At 37.9% G+C, this 22,125-nt stretch carries 13 protein-coding genes; 12 read left to right on the forward strand and 1 reads right to left on the reverse strand.

Annotation, left to right across the window (positions count from 1 at the left end; all coding sequences use genetic code 11):
* Positions 1-37: 37 nt before the first annotated feature.
* From EUBDOL_RS00170 to EUBDOL_RS00200, 7 genes are all read left to right on the forward strand, one after another.
* Positions 38-430 (forward strand): hypothetical protein, encoded by a 393-nt coding sequence (locus EUBDOL_RS00170; protein ID WP_004797342.1) that lies wholly within the window; start codon positions 38-40, stop codon positions 428-430.
* Between the two features lie 315 nt (positions 431-745).
* Positions 746-3,307 (forward strand): glycoside hydrolase domain-containing protein, encoded by a 2,562-nt coding sequence (locus tag EUBDOL_RS00175; RefSeq protein ID WP_004797343.1) that lies wholly within the window; start codon positions 746-748, stop codon positions 3,305-3,307.
* A 221-nt stretch (positions 3,308-3,528) separates the two neighbouring features.
* Entirely contained in the window at positions 3,529-4,290 is a 762-nt protein-coding gene (locus tag EUBDOL_RS00180) for a threonine/serine exporter family protein (RefSeq protein ID WP_004797346.1), read from the forward strand.
* Between the two features lies 1 nt (position 4,291).
* Positions 4,292-4,732, forward strand: a complete 441-nt coding sequence (locus EUBDOL_RS00185) for a threonine/serine exporter family protein (RefSeq protein WP_004797348.1) — start codon at positions 4,292-4,294, stop codon at positions 4,730-4,732.
* Positions 4,729-6,999: a U32 family peptidase gene (locus EUBDOL_RS00190; protein ID WP_004797351.1), complete on the forward strand. Its 2,271-nt coding sequence runs from the start codon at positions 4,729-4,731 to the stop codon at positions 6,997-6,999. Before EUBDOL_RS00185 ends, EUBDOL_RS00190 begins: the two co-directional genes overlap by 4 nt.
* Positions 6,996-8,312 carry an MATE family efflux transporter gene (locus tag EUBDOL_RS00195; RefSeq protein WP_004797352.1) on the forward strand — a complete coding sequence of 439 codons (1,317 nt, stop codon included), beginning with the start codon at positions 6,996-6,998 and terminating at the stop codon, positions 8,310-8,312. Before EUBDOL_RS00190 ends, EUBDOL_RS00195 begins: the two co-directional genes overlap by 4 nt.
* Positions 8,305-9,084, forward strand: coding sequence for an HD domain-containing protein (locus EUBDOL_RS00200; protein WP_004797354.1), 780 nt, complete (start codon positions 8,305-8,307; stop codon positions 9,082-9,084). The genes EUBDOL_RS00195 and EUBDOL_RS00200 overlap by 8 nt, the downstream gene beginning before the upstream one ends.
* Here the strand turns inward: EUBDOL_RS00200 and EUBDOL_RS00205 are convergent.
* Positions 9,051-10,565: an FAD-dependent oxidoreductase gene (locus EUBDOL_RS00205; RefSeq protein ID WP_004797355.1), complete on the reverse strand. Its 1,515-nt coding sequence runs from the start codon at positions 10,563-10,565 to the stop codon at positions 9,051-9,053. The two genes, EUBDOL_RS00200 and EUBDOL_RS00205, sit on opposite strands and share 34 nt — an antisense overlap.
* 332 nt (positions 10,566-10,897) lie before the next feature.
* Here EUBDOL_RS00205 and EUBDOL_RS00210 point away from each other — a divergent pair, with 332 nt between their 5' ends.
* The 5 genes from EUBDOL_RS00210 to EUBDOL_RS00230 all read left to right on the forward strand — a co-directional run bounded on the left by EUBDOL_RS00210 (position 10,898) and on the right by EUBDOL_RS00230 (position 22,119).
* Positions 10,898-12,448, forward strand: coding sequence for an ATP-binding cassette domain-containing protein (locus EUBDOL_RS00210; RefSeq protein ID WP_004797358.1), 1,551 nt, complete (start codon positions 10,898-10,900; stop codon positions 12,446-12,448).
* Between the two features lie 405 nt (positions 12,449-12,853).
* Positions 12,854-17,590, forward strand: coding sequence for a discoidin domain-containing protein (locus EUBDOL_RS00215; protein ID WP_004797362.1), 4,737 nt, complete (start codon positions 12,854-12,856; stop codon positions 17,588-17,590).
* 207 nt (positions 17,591-17,797) lie between these two features.
* Positions 17,798-18,520: a sugar isomerase domain-containing protein gene (locus EUBDOL_RS00220; protein WP_040462702.1), complete on the forward strand. Its 723-nt coding sequence runs from the start codon at positions 17,798-17,800 to the stop codon at positions 18,518-18,520.
* Positions 18,521-18,825: 305 nt separating this feature from the next.
* On the forward strand, positions 18,826-20,538 hold the full coding sequence (locus tag EUBDOL_RS00225; protein ID WP_040462706.1) for a family 20 glycosylhydrolase: 1,713 nt from the start codon (positions 18,826-18,828) through the stop codon (positions 20,536-20,538).
* Between the two features lie 186 nt (positions 20,539-20,724).
* Entirely contained in the window at positions 20,725-22,119 is a 1,395-nt protein-coding gene (locus EUBDOL_RS00230; protein WP_004797370.1) for an MBOAT family O-acyltransferase, read from the forward strand.
* Positions 22,120-22,125: the final 6 nt, after the last annotated feature.

The raw sequence follows: 22,125 nt of genomic DNA on the forward strand, positions 1-22,125 counted from the left end.
AAAAAAGGATTGCAGCTTTGTTTAGGTAATATTGTTTATGTTTGTAACAATATTTCCAACACAGCCGATAAACATTCTTGCGAAAGCAGAAAATGGGGTAATTGTCGATGATACGCAGACAGATCAAGCGTTAGATCATTACTTTACTTTCTCAGATGCAACCGATTCAACTGGTAAAAAAGGTTGGGCTGCCGATACCAAGGAAGTTATCAATGGATCTCATGAGGCTAAAACACAGCATTGGGTGTGGACGCAGGATCAAGAGGAAGCAAAAAAGCATACATACACTTTTACGTTTAAGGGTACCGGTGTAAAGCTATATGGTGTGAAAAATGATAATCAAAACAGCTTCCAATTAGATAACGGAAATGTTGAAACACTTACGATTAACGGAAGTGCTAATCAAATTACCACGTTATATGAAAAGTAAGACTTAGAATATGGAACACATACGGTTTCTGTAACATTACCTTTTGGTACCGGACTTCAGGTAAGCTATGCTGAGGTATTCGGCGCAAAAGAAGGTTCTACTGTAAAAGAAACGATTCTACCGAATAAGACAGAAGAAAAATACAATGCGTTTCAGTATCATGCGTATGAAGGCGCAAGCTGGACTGTCGGAGAAAAAGAGGCATATATTGATTTAGGTGCTTCTGATGATAAAGCCGAACAGTGCTACTATGAAATTCCATTCGTCGGAAATAAGATTACCATTACGGCTACCAAAGCACCTGTACATGGAATTGTGAAATTTACGGTTGATGGTGAACATGAACGAACCGTTGATTTATATGCAAAAAACAGACATGATGAATTGGTTTATGTGGTAGATGGGTTAAGTGAAGGTACACATACCTTAAAAGCCGTAACCCAAAAAACAAAAACCGGTAGTAAAATTGTAAATCAGGTCGTAAAGGCAGAGGTTTACCATGCTCCGTATGTATTAAAGGACATTGTTATTGATGCTTCTATGACTCTAATTCAGGGAAGCACGAAGCAGATCAAAGCGACAAGTGTACCGGAATATGCTCCAATGGATGATTTGTCGTTCTCATCGGATCATGCGGACATTGTAAGTGTTGATGAAAACGGAAAGCTTTCGGCATTAAAGGAAGGTAGTGCAACCATTCGTGTGGCTTGTGGTGATGTTGTAAAAACGATGGAAGTCAAAGTTCTTCCGCAGACCAAGCAAATTGCCGGAACGATCGTAGATGAAAATTTACAATATACACAGGATACCTATGAAAAAGTAAGCACTATGGGACAGATGGAAGAAACCATTTCAGCTTGGCGAAATGACAGTGCAGTTTCCGAAATTGCGATTATTGCGAAGGATTCAAGTTTAGAAGATGTAAGCATTGAGGTTAGTGATTTTACGAATGCATACGGAACAATTGACGCAAGCAATGTAGATGCTACTTTTGTGAAATCCGTAGATGCTTATACCGGAATGCCGGGGTGGGGTTATGCACCGAATCGCTATCCGGTAGGAAATTGTGCGGAAAGCTCTGATGTGTTATATACAAAAGATGCCGTTGATATTCCCTTTGCAGGCGTACAACCGATTTGGGTCAATGTAAATATTCCCAAAGATACCACAGCAGGTGTATATACGGGAACGATTAAGGTTTCCTGTAAGGATACAAAAGAGGTTTTAACGTTTACTTATCATGTAAATGTGCAAAATGTGGTCTTACCGGACGCAACTGAATTTGAAAACGGCTTTGATATTGAATTATGGCAATATCCATACAGCAGTGCAGAATATTATGGTGTAGAACCGTTCTCTAAAAAGCATTTTGAGATTTTAGAATCCATTATGGAAAAATATAAGAGCATCGGAGGTCATGCTATTACAACTACAATCAATGAAGATGCTTGGGATCGACAGACATACAGTAAGAATGAAGTACATTATCCGTCAATGGTGAAGTGGACGAAAGAAAAAGATGGCAGCTTTACATACGATTTTACCGATTTTGATAAGTGGGTACAATTCAATAAGGATTTAGGTATCGGTGATAAGATTGTTATTTACAGTATTGCACCATGGCATAATTCCTTTACCTATTGGGAAAATGGAAAGTTAGTAAAAGAAAGATTTACTGTGGGTTCTAAGCGTTATAATGAGGTTTGGACGGATTTCTTTACAGCAATGGTGAAGCATCCTGATGAAAAAGGTTGGTTTGACGATGCTTATGTAGGAATTGATGAGCGAGGCTTGAGTGAAACAGCGCTTAATCTATTGGATACAATTAAAAATAAAGATGGAAAGACGTTAAAAACAGCCGGTGCGATGGATAATTTAACCGGTGGAGAGCACCCTAAGCTAGCACGCAGAATTGATGATTTGAATGTGGGAGATACCGTTGTGCAAAATAATCCGGAAGTTTTCCAACAGCTATTAAAGGATCGAAATGCGTTAGGCTTGAAAACGACCTTATATTCATGTACGGGACACATTCCGGGCAACTTCTCCTTAAGTGCTCCGGCTGAGAATTATTGGTCAATTTTATTTGCTTATAAAAACGGTACTACCGGTTTCTTGCGTTGGGCATACGATGCTTGGGTAGAAGATCCTTTAAGAGATACATCTCACTCTTCCTTTGAAGCGGGAGATTGTTTCTTGATCTTCCCTGATGAGAAAAACGTTGCCAATCCAACCGCAAAAAGCTCTATTCGTTTGGAAAAAATGGCACAGGGGGTTCGTGATGTGAATAAGTTAATGCTTATGACTGAGGAATTTCCACAATTGCAGGCTGATGTCGATGCCTTGTTGAATTCTTTTGATACAAGATACGAATCCAAAGGCTATTACTTAACCGATTCTGGTAAACAGGAAATTGCTAAGGATATGAATACCGTACATGATGGTATTGCGAAAATCACAGAGAAATATTTGGCATTAAAAGGAACCGGTGTCAATCGTGATAAATTGCTTCAGGCAATAGAAAATGCAAAACCGCTCTTATCTGAAAAAGATCTATATACGGTTGAATCCTTTACCGCTTTTGAAGCTGCATATCAAGAAGCAGAAAAAGCATTGAGAGATGCAAATAGCACACAAGAGAATTTGGATAAAGCCGCAAATGCTTTGGTCAATACACAAAAGGCTTTGGTAAAGGTTGATAAAGATCCATCTGCGCCAAATGAAAATCCATCAGATAAGCCATCTGTAGATCATTCAGATGATGTAGGTACAGGAGATTATACGAATTTAACCGTAGCATTCACTGTGCTTGGCATAAGTGCTATCGGCGGATACATTTTATACAGAAAAAGAAAAGCTATGACGAATCAAGAATAAGTGATTCATAAATAGGATTAACAAGAGGTATTCTTTCATTTAGGTGGTCGAATGCCTTTTTGTTATGGAAATAAAAGCTGTAAAAGCAGAGGTAATGAAAAGGACAATAACATTTTATAAATGATGAGGAAAAAATAACTAATGAAAGGAAAATCCTAAAAATCCTTTTCCTTTTTGAAGCTATTTGCGATATACTTGTAACGTATGATTGAGGTGATCGCATGAATGCCGGAAAATTATTAGATGTATGTGGCTATGCAGGAAAATTATTGATTGAAAACGGAGCGGAAATTTATCGTGTAGAAGAAACAATGGTACGCTTATGCAAAAGTTTTAAAGAAGTGCAGGAGGCGGAAAGCTTTGTGATTTCTACCGGTATCATGTTATCCATTACAATTGACGGAGTAACACATACCAAGGTATTGCGTACACGCAGTAAGGGAGTGGATCTGAATTGCATTGCGCAAATCAATGCATTATCCCGAGAGAGCTCCACACGTCATTTTACGATTGATGAGCTGCATGAGCGCTTGACGGAAATTGCTCACATGAAGCATTATTCCATGGGACAAATGCTTTTTTTCTCTGCTTTGAGTGCCGGTGGCTTTGCCTTGTTTTTCGAAGGAAATTGGACATCAGCCTTTTACAGCTTTCTTATCGGTATGGTCACTGAAGCCGTTACCTTGTTTATGAATACCTATCATTTGAATAATTTTTTTATCAATGCAATTGCTTCCGGTATTGCAGCTGCTTTGGCATTAGGCATTCACACCCTTGATCCGCAAGCAGATATGGATATCATGATTATTTCCAGTATCATGCTTTTGGTGCCGGGCTTGGCAATTACCAATGCCATTCGTGATACAGTGGCAGGGGATTATGTATCCGGTGTCGCAAGAGCTTTGGAAGCTGTTATCGTGGCAGTAGCGATTGCGGCCGGTATCGGTTTTGTATTAAGTATCGGAATGAAGGGAGGAATGTAACATGCTTTTGGGAATCGTCGGCAGTTTTTTTGCGGCTCTTGGCTTTGGTGTGCTTTTTAATATCAAAGGAAAAAACTTAGTGTTGGCAGCGATTGGCGGTATGCTTGGCGCAACGATGTATCGCTTGGCGCAGCAGTTGGGCTGTGGAGAAATGGCTTCTATGCTGCTAGGTTCTGTTTCTTTATCTTTATATGCGGAAATTTTAGCACGTGTATGTCATACGCCGGTAACGACCTTTTTGGTATGTGCGCTTATACCGCTTGTACCGGGTGGCGGCATGTATCGTACCATGCTAGCCGCAATCCAAGGGCATGTATTGGAAGCATTAACGATTGGCGTGGAAACAATGGCAATCGCAGGTATTCTAGTTTTAGGCATTTTAATGGTATCAACATTGATGAAGGCTATTTTTCGCCCAAAGAAAGTGAGTGATGCAGCATGAAAAAAGTAGAATTGTTAGCCCCTGCCGGATCACTAGAGGCCTTGCAGGCAGCGGTGATGAATGGCGCAGATGCAGTATATCTAGGGGGAAAGCATTATGGTGCTAGAGCGTTTGCGAATAATTTTGATGAAGCGGAAATGAAGCAGGCTGTTGAATATGCCCATCAATACGGTGTGCGGGTATTTGTAACGGTGAATACTTTGATTTATGAAGAAGAAATCCATAGCTGTCTTGATTATATTGGAAAGCTGCAAGAGCTAGATGTCGATGCCGTACTTTTACAGGATTTGGGATTAGCAATGCTGGTACGACAGCGTTATCCGAATTTAGAGCTGCATGCCTCTACGCAAATGCATATTCATAATCGTGAAGGGATTGCGCTGATGAAGGAGCTTGGCTTTCAACGAGTCGTATTGCCTAGAGAAACCAGTATCGAGGATATTCGAGAGTACGCAAAACTTGGAATGGATCTTGAAGTTTTTGTGCAGGGAGCCTTATGTGTGTCCTATTCCGGACAATGTCTTATGAGTTCTTTAACCTTATCAAGAAGCGGAAATCGAGGTGAATGTGCGCAAAATTGTCGTATGCAGTATAGCTTAGAAAAAACGGATATGTATGGGACGCAGGTCTTAAAAGGAAAACATAAATATTTGTTATCACCAAAGGATTTGAACACCCTTTCCCATATCGGGGAGCTAATTGATGCCGGTGTGTATTCCTTTAAAATCGAAGGACGTATGAAGCGTCCGGAATATGTTGCGCTTATGACTGCTTGCTATCGTAAGGCGATTGATGCCTATATGGCGAAAGAGCCTTTTGAAGTGAGTGCAGCCTTGAGGGAAGAAATGCAAAAGATTTTTAATCGAGGCTTTACCGCAGGACATATCTTTCATGAGATGGGCAGCCATTTAATGAATCCACTACGCCCTAATCACATGGGAATCGAAATCGGTAAAATCGTTTCCTTTACCAAGGATAAGGTACAGATTTTACTAACAAAACAGCTTTCACAAGGAGATGGCATTCGAATCTTGAATGAGAAAGAGGATTGTGGCTTTACGATCAATCGTCTGTATGTAAACGGCTATTTGGTAAAACAAGCAGAAGCAGGTACTTTGGTTGAACTTGATAAAACCTTTTATGCGCAAAAGGGCAGTCAGGTATTGAAAACAAGCGATTGTAAACAGCTTTTGGATTTGCAGGACAGCTATAAGAAGAATAAGCGCTATGTAGCGGCGTATGCCGAATTTACCATGCAGCTTGGTGCTCATGCAAGACTTAGTGTAATGGATACAGACGGTTTTTATGCTGTTTGCGAATCCATAGATAAGGTAGAAAGGGCAATCAAAACACCGCTTTCAAAGGAGCGAATCGTACAACAGCTTCAAAAAAGCAAGGATTCGATTTTTCAATTGGAGGGCATCGAGCTTACGGTAGATGAACAGACGACTTTACCGATCAAAGAAATCAATCGCATGCGCAGAGAAGCATTAGAACAATTAGCGAATCAACGTAAGCTAAGACACCCACATCGCTTAACGAAATCCATAGCATTGCCAAAACAAAAAGAAATGTCGCCTTTAGCGCCGATCATAGCGGTGGTACATACAAAGGAACAGTATGAGGCTTGTCAGGAAGCCGGTATTGCGATGATTTTTATGTATGAAGAATTGCATGATAAACTTCAACAAGGCTATGTACGCATTCCACGTGTGATGAAGCAGGCTTATCCCGATGAGTTTGTTATGATTCAGGAAAATGGCGGCAGCTATGCAAAACGTCCTTTTCTTTGCGATACCTCTTGTAATATTATCAACCATCACAGTGCTGCCTTCTTCTTTCAAAGAGGAGCGAGGGGAGTATGCTTTTCTTTAGAGGCAAGCTTAGCACAATGCTGCGAAATTGTAAAAGCCTATGAAGCAAGTTATCAGGCAAAGGGAAACTTTATATATCCGGTGTATGGCAGAGAGGAATTGATGCTATCGGAATATTGTGCAATCAATGCAATAGAAAAGGATAGCGATAAAAAGCAATGCGGTTTGTGTCGTAAAGCGGAATATGCCCTTGTCGATATCAAGGGACAACGCTATCCACTGCTTTGTGATAAGGATTGCCGCATGCATATTTTAAATGCACAGCCAAGAAATCGAATAGCAGATATCAAACAGGCAAAACAGGTAGGTATTACAAGCTTTTTGTGTGTCTTTACAAAAGAAAATAAGACACAATGTGTCAATGTTCTTCAGAAGTTACAAGGTGAAGTATGAGAGATGCATTCATAACACAACCAATTCGTCGTTTATATATGCATTATTTAGTGCCTACACTGATTGCAATGCTATCTAGCTCGATGTACGTACTTGCCGATGTATATTTTATTTCCGTCGGTGCCGGAAGTGTAGGACTTGCTGCTTTAAATATTGCTATGCCCTTGTTCAGTCTGTTTTCTGCAATCGGCTTATGCTTTGGGGTAGGTGGTGCAACCATCATGGCGATTGCGGAAGGTAATCATGATGCAGATTTACGCAATAAAGTGTTTACTTTAAGCATAGCAGGTATGAGCATACTTGGTTTATTATGCAGTATCTTCGGCTATCTGTTTACCGATCAGTTGGCGCTTTTGTTTGGCAGTGATGAAGCGTTATTACCCTATGCCGGTGAATATATGCGCATCGTGCTTGCCGGCTCGATTATCTTTGTCTTAATGTATTCCGCTAGTGTTTTGATACGTGGAGATCATGCCCCGAAAACCGCTATGCGAATTACGTTATTCGGGAATATTTCCAACATTGTTTTAGATTATGTGTTTGTAATCACTTTTGGTTGGGGAATTGGCGGAGCTGCAATTGCGACAGTGATTGGAGCGCTGTTTGTCGTACTTGGTATGGGCTATCATTTCTTGTTTGGTAATCATCAGGCAAGATTTGTTAAAAATGCATGGGATTTGGCTGCATTGAAACGGACCTTAAAAAACGGATTTGGCAGCGCCTTGATGGAAATCAGCATTGCGGTGGTCGTAATCATTTTTAATTTTGTGATTATGCGTTATGCCGATGCACTTTTTTTGGCAGCCTTTTCCATCATCACTAATATTGCCTATGTTTGCCGCGGCTTATTAAATGGTTTTGCTCAAGCAGCTCAGCCGATTATTTCTACTAATTACGGGGCGAAAGAAAAAGCACGTGTTGCCAGCAGCTTAAAAACCGCACTTTTTTGGAGTACGGCTTGTGCGGCATTGCTTTATTTGCTGTTTCTGTTATTTCCAAGAATGTTTGCGTCGATTTTTGCCTCCGGGGATCAAGCGCTCATTGCTTTAGCGGCGAAAGGAATTCGTTATTACTTTATATCGCTTCTTTTTACGGCACCGGTGATTGTGATTATGTATTATTTTCAATCCATTGAGCGTGGCAATATGGCAACCGTTGTAGCTTTGTGTAAAGGTTTTGTCTTTGTTTTGCTAGGACTTGTAGTCTTGATGCTGTTGTGCAAGCTCGATGGCATTTGGTTAGCAACCCCATTTGCCGAAGGTTTGGCATTGTTACTTTGTATTGCTTTGTTACGGAGAAGCCCCTATGAATAAAGAAGCTGTCAAAAATTACTTTTTGTCCTATGCGAAGGCGTATGAGCAAAGCAATCCCCAAATTCAACTGAAGATTGCGCATACCTTACGTGTTGCGGATCATGCTCTTGCGATTGCCAAGGGATTGAAGCTTTCCAATGAGGAGCAGGATTTGGCTTATACGATTGGTATGCTGCATGATATCGGACGCTTTGAACAGATCAAACGCTTCCAAACCTTTTATGATGCCAAAAGCGTAGATCATGCGAAGCTCGGTGTTGAAATTTTGAAGCATCAGCATATTGCAATAGATCTCAACTTTTCAAAAGAAGAACAAGGTTTGATTTATTGCGCAATAGAAAATCATAACCGCTATCATATTGCACAAGGCTTATCTTTAAGGGAATATCAGCATTGTTGTATTATTCGAGATGCCGATAAGTGCGATATTTTTCAAGCCCATTGTTTAGAAACAACACAGGCAATGCTTGGCTGTGAAGAAAAAGAGCTATTAGGCAGCTGCTTAAGTGATGCCGTAGTAAAGCAGTTTTTACGCAAGGAAACAATTGACTCCTCCATACGCAAAAGTATGCTTGATGTATGGATATCCCATATTGCTTTGTTGTTTGATATTCACTATGAAGCTACGATGCAACGTATTTTACAGCAGGGCTATTATGAGAAAATGCTTACGAAATATCGTTTTCAAGATGACACAACACAGCAGCTCTATACAGAACTATGTGCGTTTGCGAAAGATTATTTAGTATCATCATCTTTTAATAAGAAATGAGGATCCAGTGTATTGAACCCATCGCCAAAGGCATTGAGGTGATATTGCGCGGGTCCTTTTATAATGTTGCCTTGATAGGAAAAGCGTGAACCATGACAAGGACAATCCCAAGTTTTATCCACTGTATTGAAGTTACAAATACAGCCGGCATGTGGACAGGTAATATCTACAATGAACAGCATGTTATGCTCATCGCAATATACGCCATATAAATGGTCATCGAAATTCATGATCTTGCCTTCATTAACCGATGGAAAATCAACGTCCTCTGCTTTTCTTTTCCGTTTGAAAAACTCATATAGTACGTTGCCGTTTTCTTTCACAAAGCTAAGCGAGAAGAAAGAGGAAAGGCGAGCAGGGGCAAAGATATTTTCTTGATAGGGCTGATGAAAAATCATAGCGGAAATACGTTTTCCGGCAATATGAGAGGTCGTATTTCCCCATTTTCGAAAACCGCTTGCGAAATACAGATGCTCCTTTTCACTGCTTAAATAGCCAATCATTGGCAGTTTATCAAAGGTAATGTAATCTTGTGAGGACCATTGTGTGAGAAACCTACCTTGTACCCATGCTTGCGCAAGCTTTTGTAATTCGTTGTAGCTATCTTTTTTCATCTGTCCGCTTTTATGCGAGTTGCCGGCAACAAGCGTATGATCATGGTAGGCATGAATGGATTGAATCGGGTGATTTCCGATATGCAACAGCATTTGTTGCTTGATATTCGCCTTGGCAAAGGCAATGATTTGTTCCTGCTCGCTATACATTCGGGCAAAGTAAAAACGCTTGTCATCAAGGAAAGGAAATTGTGTTGCGAATACGACATCATGGGCAGTAATGATATGCTCATTTACATAAAGGTGGTAGCAGTCATCGGCTTTTTTTATATCTCGAAGTGTGGAATGTTCAAAAATACGAATACCTTTTTTCGCAAGATAGCTTGCCAAACCTATTGCATAACGATATGGATCAAAGCGAGCTTGATGATGCATGGTAAGCTGTGCCTGCATCGGAGATTTTAAACTATCTGCTGTTTGATAGATACAAGGAATATCTAAGCTAAGATAGGCTTGGTACTCCTTTTCCAATGTTTTTACTTCCTCCTCATTCATTGCATAAAGTGTTGCATCGCAGTATTCAAAATCACAGGCGATTGCATGTTTTTTGATGATTTCATCAATTGCGGCAAGTGCAGCTGTATTTTCTTCATAGTATTGCTTTGCCAGCTTTTTACCATAGCGAGTAAGCAAATTGTGATAAATATAGCCATGCTGAGCACTGATTTTACCGGTGCTTCTTCCACTTGCGCCATAAGCAATTCGATCGGCTTCCACGATGATGATATCCTTGGTATTTTGAGAAAGATAATAAGCGGTTGCCAAGCCGCATAAGCCACCACCGATAATAACAATGCTTGCGTTGGTACTGTTTGAAAGTGTAGGGTATGCTTGAGAGTTTGCTTGTGTTATCCAAAAAGAGTTCATGTATAAGCCACCTTTCTTTTTATAGTGTGGATCGTTTTGAAAGAAGCATACCCTGCGTAGAAATGAGAATCGTGTGAAAGGATATTGCTGTACTTATCTTCTTTGTATAAATTGGGATAAAATCAACTCCGTTACACTAAGACATGATCATTTTCGATTCATATAATTTGTGATGGAACTTGAAAATTGACGTTGACAAGAGTATCCATGCTTTTTATAATAAAGAAAGATTGGAGCGTGAAAAGATGTACAGATAAAGATAATGAAGCTAAATCATAGATGCCATATTCATTATTTTTTTCTGTTCACAGCCTCATTTGGAGGTGATTTTCATGCTTGTATTTGAAAACTTAACAATTAAAGATTTAAAGAATCATTATTTTATCGAGGATTTTTCGTATTCCCTAGGAAATATGGAAAGACTTGCTATTATTGGAGAAGAGGGCAACGGCAAAAGTTCGTTGTTGAAATGTATAATCAATCGCAAAGCGGTCGAAGAATATATGGCCGTGAACGGAAAAATTATGTGTGATATGGAGCATATCGGCTATTTACCTCAGCAGCTTCCACATATTTGGGATTCTGTATGCATCTGTGATTATATCTTAAAAAAAGAACCTGAGGAGGAACTAGCGGTTGAACGCTATAATGAATTACAAGAATTCAATAATCTTTGTGGCAGATTGCATCTGCCAAGTGATTTGCTGCTAAGAGATCAAACAATGGGGAGTTTAAGTGGGGGAGAAAAGGTAAAACTGCAAATTCTTAAACTGATGAAGGAACCGGTGGAACTGTTACTATTAGATGAGCCAACCAATGATTTGGATATTGCCGCATTGGAATGGCTAGAGAGCTTTTTGAAAAGCTGTGCATTGCCGATTATTTTTATTTCTCATGATGTAAAGCTTTTGGAAAATAGTGCTACTACGATTTTACATCTGGAACAATTAAATCATCAAAGCAAATGCCGCCATACGATTTTTAAGGGTGGTTATCGGGAATATGTGGAAACACGTAAGGCACAGCTTGATAAAGCGATACAGCAGGCAAGAAAAGAAAAACAAGCATATATGAAGCAAATGCAAAAGCTGAATGATGTAAAAAATGCAGTTCATGATGCATTGAATGATACAGTTCGTAATCCCTCACAGGCTGCCTTGCTGAAGAAGAAAATACAAGCTATTAAGGCACAGGAGAAACGCTTTGAAAAAGAAAGCTATGCGCATGTTGACAGCGTGGAAGAAGGAATTCAAATATTTTTTGAAAATGTAGCATTGCCGGTTAATAAAACGATATTGGATATGGAATTGGATTGCTTGCAGGTACAGGAAAGAGCTTTGCTGTATGATGTAAAACTGTTTGTTAAGGGAAAGGACAAGCTTATTCTAACCGGTGATAATGGTACGGGGAAAAGCATGCTGTTAAAGGAAATATACGCACAGCTATGGCAGAGGAAGGACATTTGCTTGGGCTATATGCCACAAGATTATCAAGCGAAGATGGACTATGAACAAACACCGATTGAATTTTTGGCAGAAAGCAAGGATCGTAAGGATATTACACGAGTAAGAGAGCTATTAGGTGCTATGAAGTTTACCGGTGAAGAAATGACACATAAGATAAGAGAGCTAAGTGAAGGGCAAAAGGCAAAGCTTTATTTTTTGCGTTTTATTAAGCTTCGCTGTAATGTGCTATTATTAGATGAGCCTACGCGCAATTTATCTCCCTTAAGCAGTCCGTTGATAATCGAGCTGTTGGATAACTTTACCGGTTGTATAATTTGTGTAACGCATGATCGACTGTTAATGGAAAGACTGCATGCAATGCACTATGAAATCAAGGATCAACGATTGTTATTGTGCGAGGATCGTTGCAGTGAATAACGTATAAGAGAATGTATAGGAAAACCGCTTTGTATAGCCTTTTAGGAAGGTGGAGCGGTTTTTTTGTATATCATTTTAAACAGGTAATCCTTGTTATAGCGTATAATTCAAATTTATTTAAATAAAAAAATTTTTGTGATTTGTTGAAAAGTATAAAAAAAACATGCAAAAGTACAAAAAAAGTGGGGGGGGGTATGTTATTATATTAAAGTAAGCGCATACGTAAGCGTTTGCGAAAGTTTAGAAGGAAAGAGGTTGTATAGCTAAAAAAAGTTGATGATTTAGTTTTCACTAAGAAACGATGAAGAGAGCTTCAATTAAACGGAATTGTGATGGGCAAGGCAGAAATAAAGAAGAAAGGGAAAAGCAATTCCACCCAATCGTTGATAGGGAAATCTTGCCTAGATGAGTATGAAGAAAAAAGGAATTTATAAGGGCGCAGTAGCATTCATGGCATTATGTATGAGTTGTGGAAGTATTATGCCTTTAAGTTCAACTTATGTGCAAGCACAAGAAAATGTTGCAGAAAATGAACAAAATGGAATCGTGTCTTTATCTCAAAACGAAAATCAATATACATTTGGTAATGAGTACATTACTCGTACGTTCAGTTTAACGAATGGTAAATTAAAAACCGAAAAAATCACTAACTATCGTACAGGGCAAACACCAAAGGTATTAACACCTGCGTCTAGTGAAGAATTCGTTATTAAGACTTTACCTAAAGAAATTGAAGGTAAATCTAAGGTAAATGTTAATGATGTTGTAGGAACAGGAGAAGGAAAAATCAGCAATTTGACTGATCAGGTATTGAGTTCTGATGTTCCAAGTAATTTTTGGGCTTCTAAAGATGCTAATAATTATGTTGATGGTAGTGAATTGTCAATCGAAATCGCAATTGGAAGTAAGGAAGAAGTAAAGAAATTTAAATATGTACCTAGATTCGACAATAGTGCACGTTGGAATTGTACAGGTCGTGTAGAAGAAGCACAGTTATTTTACTTTGATGATGAGAGCAATAGTTGGAAACAAATCGGAAGTACATACAAGATGAATGCTGAGGGTGAAACAGTTATTGAATTTGAAAAACCTATCAGCACTTCTAAAATTAAATTTGTTGCAACCAAAACATATCATTGGCAAAATGGTACTAATGGTCAACCGGATAACAGAAATAAAGTAATGTCTGCATCAGAAATTGATTTATTAGGTGATGAAAACAATTCATTATTAGACAGAACAAGAAAAGAAGAGGCACAAATACTTAAATCAAGTGATTTAGAAGTAGATGGTGAGCCGACATTAACAGAAAGTAATGGGGTTAAGATTTTAACTTTTGCTTTTAAACCAAAGGAAGTAAGTGGTGTTGATTATACCATCAAAGAAGTTATTACTTTTAAAGATGGCGATTCTTTCATGCGCAAGCATTTGGAAATCAGTGTACCGGAAGCAGAGGCTAATAATGTAAAAATTGATTATATTGATCTAGAAAACATGGATTTTGCAGAAGAAGATGCTTCAGTGAATGGTAAATTAGGGGATAAAACACAAAATTATTGGACAATCCCTGAATTAAAAGATAATCCTGATATGGCAAACATGAAAGGCGATTATTTAGAATTAGGACAACCTTATTATGTAGGTGCCATGTATTGGGGGTGTGAATTCCCGCAGTCTGAAAATAAAATAAGATTGAATAACCAAACAAATAAACAAAACGGATTTATTCGTTATCACTATGGAAAATCTCTGGCTATAGATACACAATTCACAGAATATAACAATTACAATGGAGCTAATGGACAAGCCGGTAAAATGGTTACATGGGATAGTGTTGTCGGTGCTGCAAGAAGTACAGATTATTTGGTAGTACAATCAGATTTCTATGAATATATCGAAACGATTGCAACACCAACTGAATTTAGACAACAGTTTAACTCTTGGTATGATAACATGAAGAATATTACAGCTGAAAATATCAAGAGCAGTTTTTTTGAAGTAGAAAAAGGGTTCACACAGCATGGAGTAAATCCACTAGATTCTTATGTTGTTGATGATGGTTGGATCAACTACAATTCTTTCTGGGATTTTGATAGAAACCCAAGTAAATTCCCAAATGAATTATATGATTCAAGTTTACAAGTTCAACAGTTTGGATCAAATTTCGGTTTATGGTTAGGGCCACGCGGAGGATATGGAACACAAACTACGATTGCTAATTGGATTCAAAATGCAGGTTTAGGTTCTGTGAATCATCAATCAGGAAATGACATCAATATTTCCGATTCTCGTTACTTGAATAAACTTGTAACAGATATCTTTTTAGGATATCAACAAAAATTTGATATTAACTATTGGAAATTAGATGGAATGTTATTGAATCCTGCTACTGCCGAAACCCCATATCATGTTACAGGTAACCCATTCTATACTATCAGTGAAACATACGAACGCTGGACAGACATGTTTGAGGATATGCGCGCACAGCGTGGAGATAAGGGATTATGGTTAAATATGACATCTTATGCTAATCCAAGCCCTTGGCATGTACAGTGGGTAAATAGTGTTTGGATGCAGAATACGGGAGATAGTGGATTTGATTATAAATTTAATTCAACCGATCAAGAAGCAATGTTAACTTACCGTGATGGAGATTACTATGATTTCTTTAATGAAAATCAATGGCAACTTCCAAACAAGTATTTCTACAATCACGATCCGGTATATGCAAAGACAGCAAATAGTGCTCCTGGTGGAAAGCCAAACTATTTAATCAATTATAGTGATGAAGAATTACGTGAACATTTGTATATGTTAGGAACACGTGGTACGGCATTCTGGGAATATTACTACAGTCCATCTATGTTTGATGATGATAAATGGGATATCAATGCTGAGGCTGCAAACTGGATTGAAGATAATTTTGATATTCTTCAAAAATCAAAAATGTTTGGTGGAAATCCGGAAACTGGAGATGTATATGGATATTCTTGTTGGAATGGAAATGAAGGAATTGTTTCTATTCGAAATCCAAAAGATGTAGAACAAACCTATACCTTGACTTATGATCGTTTGGTAGGCGTAAATGAAGGTATGAAGGACGTGTATGGGAAAGTTGTAATCGGCGATGTTGATAAATATCAAACCAACAAACCATTATCTTACGGTAATCAGATTACATTTACATTGAAACCAAAAGAAGTATTGATCATGCAATATGGTGAAAAAGATACAACAAGTGCAACGGTAAATTCTATCCACGGCGATAATAAGGTTGTTGAAGTGGAATTTAATGAAACGATTCGTACACCAAAAGTAGAAGATTTCAAAGTAACAAATAACAAAGTAGAAAAGGTTGTATTGAAGGAAGACCTACGTACAGTAGCATTGACATTACAAAAGGAAGTAGATGATCTATCTGACATTGAAGTAAAAGTAAACGGTGTAAAAGATGTAACGGGAAATACGACTTCTTTAAGTGTTGTTGATGATTATTATAAAGATGATATCGTAAACAGCATCGTAAATCGTAAGCTAGATGGAAAAGAAATTCATAAAGGGAAAACATTATCTATTGATGGAACCGGAGGATTTACGGTATTAGGAACGATTGAAACAGTATCTAAGGGTGCCGAAATCATGCGACAGGAAAATGGGTATAGCGTTGGAATTGATGCAGAAGGATATTTGACATTCACGATGAATGAAACAACAGCGAACTCAAAATATGTCAAGAAAACACGTCAAGAAGATGGAAGTGTTACATCAGAAACAAGAGGAATGATAGCTGATGGCAAGAAACATCAGTTTGCGGTAGTAAAAGAAGTCAACGGAATGTTGAAGCTTTATATTGACGGAGAATTAGTAGGATCAGCCTATAACAAAGCTAATGAAGATTTCAAACTTGAAAAAGGAGAATTAGTATTTGCGAAAGGGTTAGAAGGAAAAACGTCTTATATCACAGTGTTAGATCGAGCATTGGCATTTAATGAAGTAACAAATTATGTTGATGAAAAAGATATTAGTGGCAATGTTGCGGCACGTAGTTTAAACAAAGATGTGAAGGTTAGTGCTTTTGATGTAACTGAAAATAAAGCAGTAGCAGAGAAAGGTGATCGTCCTTTTGCTCATATCAATGATGGTAATAAGGCTTATCAAAATAATTACTTGGAGTTAACAGATACAACCGACAAGAAACTGCATTCACGTTATGTTGAATTAGACTTAGGTAGTGAATGTGAATTGAATAAGCTGCATTTGACACGTTATGCAGATGGAAGAACTTACGGACCGACTGCTATCGTGTTGAGTAATGATAAAGATTTCAAAGATAAGACAGTAGTATTCAACTCCGATAAAGAGGGTAATGTGCATAACCTAGGTAAAGGAAAAGATGAATTATATTCAGAAACTGCTGATGGAAAAACAATCAATTTAGAAAAACCGGTAAATGCACGTTATATCCGCATTTATGTGAATGGTAATAATAATAAAACAAGTACTTCCGATCATATCGTAGAGTTTGAAGCTTACGGAATAAAGAAAGGAAGAACGGCAGATTCTATCTATCGTATTGATTTCAGCCGTTTAGAAGCACTTGTAAAAGAAGATTTGAGTAAGACTTATACGAAAACATCTATCAAAGCGTATAAGGAAGCTGCAAAAGATACATTGAAAGCTGCAGAAAAACTATTAGCGGATAAAGATGTAGCATCAGATGAAGAAGTTGAAAAGCTAATCGAAGAAATCAATGCACATAGAGAAGTATTAGTAAAACGTGCAGACACAACAAAAGCGAAAGAGTTGTTGGATAGTGTAGCTTCTTTGAATAAAAAGGATTATACCAAGGAATCTTGGAACACATTTGAAACAGCGAGAAAAGAACTTGAAAAAGCCGTTCAAGATACTTCAGATGTTAATGATGAACAGATGAAGCAGCTTATGAAAGCGCTAGAGGAAGCGAGAGCTAAGCTAGTGAAGGTTGATCCAAGTAATCCGATTGAACCTGTTGAACCACAACAACCGGAAGATTCAAAGGATGAAACAAATACCGGAGATGTAAGCAACATGGCAGGAATTCTTACTCTTATGCTAGTTTCAGGAGCAGGGGTTGTACTGTTAAAAAGGAAAAGCAGACAATAGTAAAACGTACATCTGATGATAGGAGAAATCTTATCTAAAGGGTAAAAGACAAAGCAGGTAAAGATAGATAGATTAGTAAAACTATCTTTGCCTGCTTTTTTAGTGTTGCACGTGAACTGTAGAAGGTATGATAAATTGTATTATTGTGATATTGTAAATGCTATATTACAATAGTAATAGATAAAATGCTGAAAGGAGATGAAGGCTATGTATCAAAAAGTATTTGAAGAAGGCTATGCAGTCGTGAAAAAAATTCAGGAAACACAGGAAGATGCGATTAAGCAATGCGCAAGACTTATTGCCGATGCGTATATAAGCAATCACACATTCTTTGTAAGTGGCAGTGGGCATTCCCATACCGTAAGTGAAGAGTTTTACGGACGTGCAGGAGGCTTAGCATTTACCGTACCGATTTTAACAAGTGAATTGACGATGACCGAACACCCTACGAAAAGCTCTTATATTGAAAAGCTATCGGGATATGCAGAAATTTTATGTGAGCTTTATCATATTCAGGAAGGAGATGTAGTGTTAATTGCATCAAATTCGGGACGCAATGCATATCCGGTGGAATTAGCGCAATGTGCTAAGGAAAAAGGAGCAAAGGTGGTAGCAATTACAAGTGTGGCACATTCAAGTGCAACGACATCACGAGCAAAAAGTAAACAGAAACTAATGGATATAGCCGATGTGGTAATTGATAACTGTGGAGTATTAGGAGATGCGTGTTTAAAAATGGAGGGCATGGATACATTGATGATGCCAACATCTTCTATAGCCAATGCATTCATTGTACAAGCAGTTAGTGTACTAAGTGCACAATATATCATGGAGGCAGGAAAAGAGGCACCGGTATTTGTAAGCTTGAATGGGCATGCGGATCAAAGTGTAAATGATGAATTATATCGAAAGTACACACGGCTATATTAGTGAAAGAAGGATAAGCTTATTAGAAGCAAGGCAGAGTAGAAGCGTATGTATAAAGATAATTAGATTGTCTTGATTTGGATTAAATTGTGCGTTGTATATCAAATAGTCTACCAATGCTATACCATAACTTTCGTTAATCACTAAAAATACAAAGTAAAGAAATAAGGCATAAAAAAAGCGTTTATCGAAAGCAGATAAAATCGTAATAAAATTCTTACAATTTCTTAATAATCAAAATGATTGCTAAATTGAAAGCGCTACATTATAATGAATATGGATTTCATGTAAGTAAAGGAGATATGGATATGAAATTTATGAAGAAGTTGCTAGTAGCTTCACTAGCCATGGTTTGTGCTTTCGGAGGAGCAAAGCTTACCTCTGGTACAGTAACAACTGTTAAAGCGGCAGAGAATGAAAACTTAAAAAGTGTGTTTTCTATTGATGCGGGAAGAAAATATTTCAGTACCGAGCAATTGAAAACCATCATCGAAAGAGCTTATAAGAACGGCTACACCGATGTGCAGATTTTATTAGGAAATGATGCCCTTCGCTTTTTCTTAGATGATATGTCTTTGGAAGTAAACGGCAAGCAGTATGATAGCAATGCTGTCAAAGAAGCACTTACAAAAGGAAATCAGTCTTATTATAACGATCCAAACGGAAATGCTCTTACACAGGCTGAAATGGACGAAATTCTTGCTTATGCAGCAGAAAGAGGCATGAATATTATTCCGGTTATCAATAGTCCGGGACACATGGATTCTATTCTGGTTGCTATGGAAACATTGGGAATTCAAAATCCACAGTTTGATGGTTCCGTTCGTACAGTCGATCTTGATAACGAAGAAGCAGTTGCTTTTACAAAAGCATTGGTTAAAAAATATGCTGAGTATTTTGGCTCTAAATCAGTTGAAATCTTTAATTTAGGCTGTGATGAATATGCCAACGATAAAAATACAGGTGGTTGGGCAAATCTGCAAAAAAGCGGCTTGTATAAAAAGTTCGTAGCCTATGTTAATGATCTATCCGCGATTGTAAAGGCTGCCGGAATGAAGCCTATGTGCTTTAATGATGGTATCTATTACAATAGCAAAGAGGAATTCGGTACATTCGATAAAGATTTGATTATCTCATACTGGACTTCAGGTTGGTGGGGATACGATGTAGCTAAACCAAGCTTTTTTGCTGAAAGAGGTCATAAAATTCTGAATACGAATGATGGTTGGTATTGGGTAATCGGAAATTATGACAAATCCGAACATGGAAATGGTTATACTTACGATTCTGCAGTAAATGGTATTAAAGGGAAGGACTTTACTTCTGTTACCGGAGCAAAACCGGAAGATAATCTTGATTTAATCGGTAGTATGCAGGCAGTTTGGTGTGATTATCCGGAAGAAGTATATGAAGAAGATGTTGTATTAGGTCTTATGGATTTATTCTCTGAAACTCACAGTGAATATTTAATCCGTCCTGCTGATTACACAAAAGTAGATGAAGCAATTTCTAAAATTCCAACAGATTTAAGTGTTTATACTGACGAGAGCGTTAAAGTGTTGAATGATGCAACAGCAGCAGTTATTCGAAATAAGAGAGTAACAGAACAGGCAGTTGTTGATGGCTATGCTGATGCAATCAATAAAGCAGTAGAAGGCTTAGTGTTTAAAGCAGCTGATTACAGCAAGGTAGATCAGGCTATTGAAAAAGCTAACGCTTTAAATAAAAAAGACTATAAGAATTTTGAATTGGTTGAAAAAGCAATCAATGCCGTTGAACGTGGATTAGATATCCGCAGTCAAGATAAGGTTGATGCTATGGCAGCGGCTATTGAAGAAGCTATCGCTAATTTGGAATTGAATAAAGGACAGGAACAGGGTACAACGAAGCCAGAAAACGGAACATCTGGCAATGTTAATACCGGAGATTCTACCAATATGCTTGCATGGGGCGTATTGTTAGCAGCATCTTTGGGATTGGCTGGATTTATCCTTGTCAAAAAAGCAAAAGCTCGCGAATAGTAAAAATAAAACGATTACCATAAAAGAATCGAGAATAAGGCAGTAAGGAATGAAGCACTACTCCATTCACTGCCTTTTCTTTTTGGTGGAAATTATTGATAAAATAAAAAAAGTTTATCTTTTTTGTCCCCTTTTAGCCTCCTTGTACGTCTTTAATATGTAAAAAGGAAGGAGTAGAAAGGAAAAATGGTTTTTAGTAGTTTACCGTTTATATTTGTGTTTATACCGATCTTTTTCGGTTGTTATTATATAGTACCCAAATATATGCGAAATCTTGTGCTGTTAATAGGAAGTCTCATTTTTTATTTTATCAGTGCTATTCATCACCCACAGCATTTTATTATCTTTGTTATAAGCATGATTGTTGATTTTGAAGCAGCGGTATATATGGAAAGCTATCCAAAATATAGAAAGACAATCTTTGTGATAGCTGTTTTGTTTCATATCATCAGTTTATTTATCTTTAAGTATGCAAGCTTCTTTTTAGAAGAAATTGCAAGCATCAGCGGACTAGGGGATCTTGCTTTGAATATTGTTTTACCGATTGGTATTTCCTTTTATACATTTCAAGGAATTTCTTATCTTGCTGATGTGTATCGGGGAAAAATAGAGGCGGAACAAAGCCTATTACGCTATACCGTATATATATCCATGTTTGAACAGCTGATTGCCGGACCGATCGTTACCTATCCGCAGGTAAAAAAGGAATTGCATGATCGAAGGATCAACAAACAGCTTGTGCATAAGGGATTAGCCATCTTTATCTTCGGTTTGGGGTTAAAGGTATTATTGGCAAATCCGCTAGGGAAGCTTTGGTCGCAGGCATGTGCGATTGGCTTTGAAAGCTTATCCACTCCCCTTGCATGGCTTTCCATCTTTGCCTTTTCATTTCAAATTTATTTTGATTTCTTCGGATATTCCCTAATGGCTATTGGACTTGGTGAAATGCTTGGCTTTCATTTACCAAAAAACTTTGATCACCCGTATATAAGTAAAACAATGACAGAATTTTGGCGTCGTTGGCATATAACCTTAGGCTCTTGGTTTCGAGAATATGTGTATATTCCCTTAGGCGGCAATCGCAAAGGAATGATCTATACGATACGTAATCTGTTTATCGTTTGGCTATTAACAGGTATTTGGCATGGTGCCGGTTATCATTTTATGCTTTGGGGATTGGTATTGTTTATCATTCTTTTATTAGAGAAATATGTATTTGGAAGCTATTTAAACAAGCATGCATGGTTGGGACACCTCTATATGTTTTTTCTTATTCCGCTAACATGGGCGATTTTCGCCATTGATGATTTACAGCAGCTAGGTGTGTTCTTTACTCGCTTGTTTCCGTTTTTCGGACAAGGTGTGTGGTCGATTTTCCGCTATGATTATCTGAAATATCTTCAGCTTTATTATCCGTTTTTCATTGCCGGATTTCTGTTTTCAACCAAATTGCCGTATCGACTGTTACAAAACATAAAACGCCCCATGCTTATTTATACACTGCTTTTTGTTATATTTGCAGCCAGCGTATATTGTTTATATCGTGGCTTAGACGATCCGTTTTTATATTTTCGTTTTTAGGAGGTT

This window comes from Amedibacillus dolichus DSM 3991 (assembly GCF_000154285.1).
GTDB classification, from domain to species: Bacteria; Bacillota_I; Bacilli_A; order Erysipelotrichales; family Erysipelotrichaceae; genus Amedibacillus; species Amedibacillus dolichus.

Bases quoted from the DNA above. Each gene is read 5' to 3' on its own strand.
- EUBDOL_RS00170 (WP_004797342.1), top strand. From the start codon at position 38: ATGTTTGTAACAATATTTCCAACACAGCCGATAAACATTCTTGCGAAA.
- EUBDOL_RS00180 (WP_004797346.1), top strand. From the start codon at position 3,529: ATGAATGCCGGAAAATTATTAGATGTATGTGGCTATGCAGGAAAATTA.
- EUBDOL_RS00185 (WP_004797348.1), top strand. From the start codon at position 4,292: ATGCTTTTGGGAATCGTCGGCAGTTTTTTTGCGGCTCTTGGCTTTGGT.
- EUBDOL_RS00190 (WP_004797351.1), top strand. From the start codon at position 4,729: ATGAAAAAAGTAGAATTGTTAGCCCCTGCCGGATCACTAGAGGCCTTG.
- EUBDOL_RS00195 (WP_004797352.1), top strand. From the start codon at position 6,996: ATGAGAGATGCATTCATAACACAACCAATTCGTCGTTTATATATGCAT.
- EUBDOL_RS00200 (WP_004797354.1), top strand. From the start codon at position 8,305: ATGAATAAAGAAGCTGTCAAAAATTACTTTTTGTCCTATGCGAAGGCG.
- EUBDOL_RS00205 (WP_004797355.1), bottom strand. From the start codon at position 10,565: ATGAACTCTTTTTGGATAACACAAGCAAACTCTCAAGCATACCCTACA.
- EUBDOL_RS00210 (WP_004797358.1), top strand. From the start codon at position 10,898: ATGCTTGTATTTGAAAACTTAACAATTAAAGATTTAAAGAATCATTAT.
- EUBDOL_RS00215 (WP_004797362.1), top strand. From the start codon at position 12,854: ATGAGTATGAAGAAAAAAGGAATTTATAAGGGCGCAGTAGCATTCATG.
- EUBDOL_RS00220 (WP_040462702.1), top strand. From the start codon at position 17,798: ATGTATCAAAAAGTATTTGAAGAAGGCTATGCAGTCGTGAAAAAAATT.
- EUBDOL_RS00225 (WP_040462706.1), top strand. From the start codon at position 18,826: ATGAAATTTATGAAGAAGTTGCTAGTAGCTTCACTAGCCATGGTTTGT.
- EUBDOL_RS00230 (WP_004797370.1), top strand. From the start codon at position 20,725: ATGGTTTTTAGTAGTTTACCGTTTATATTTGTGTTTATACCGATCTTT.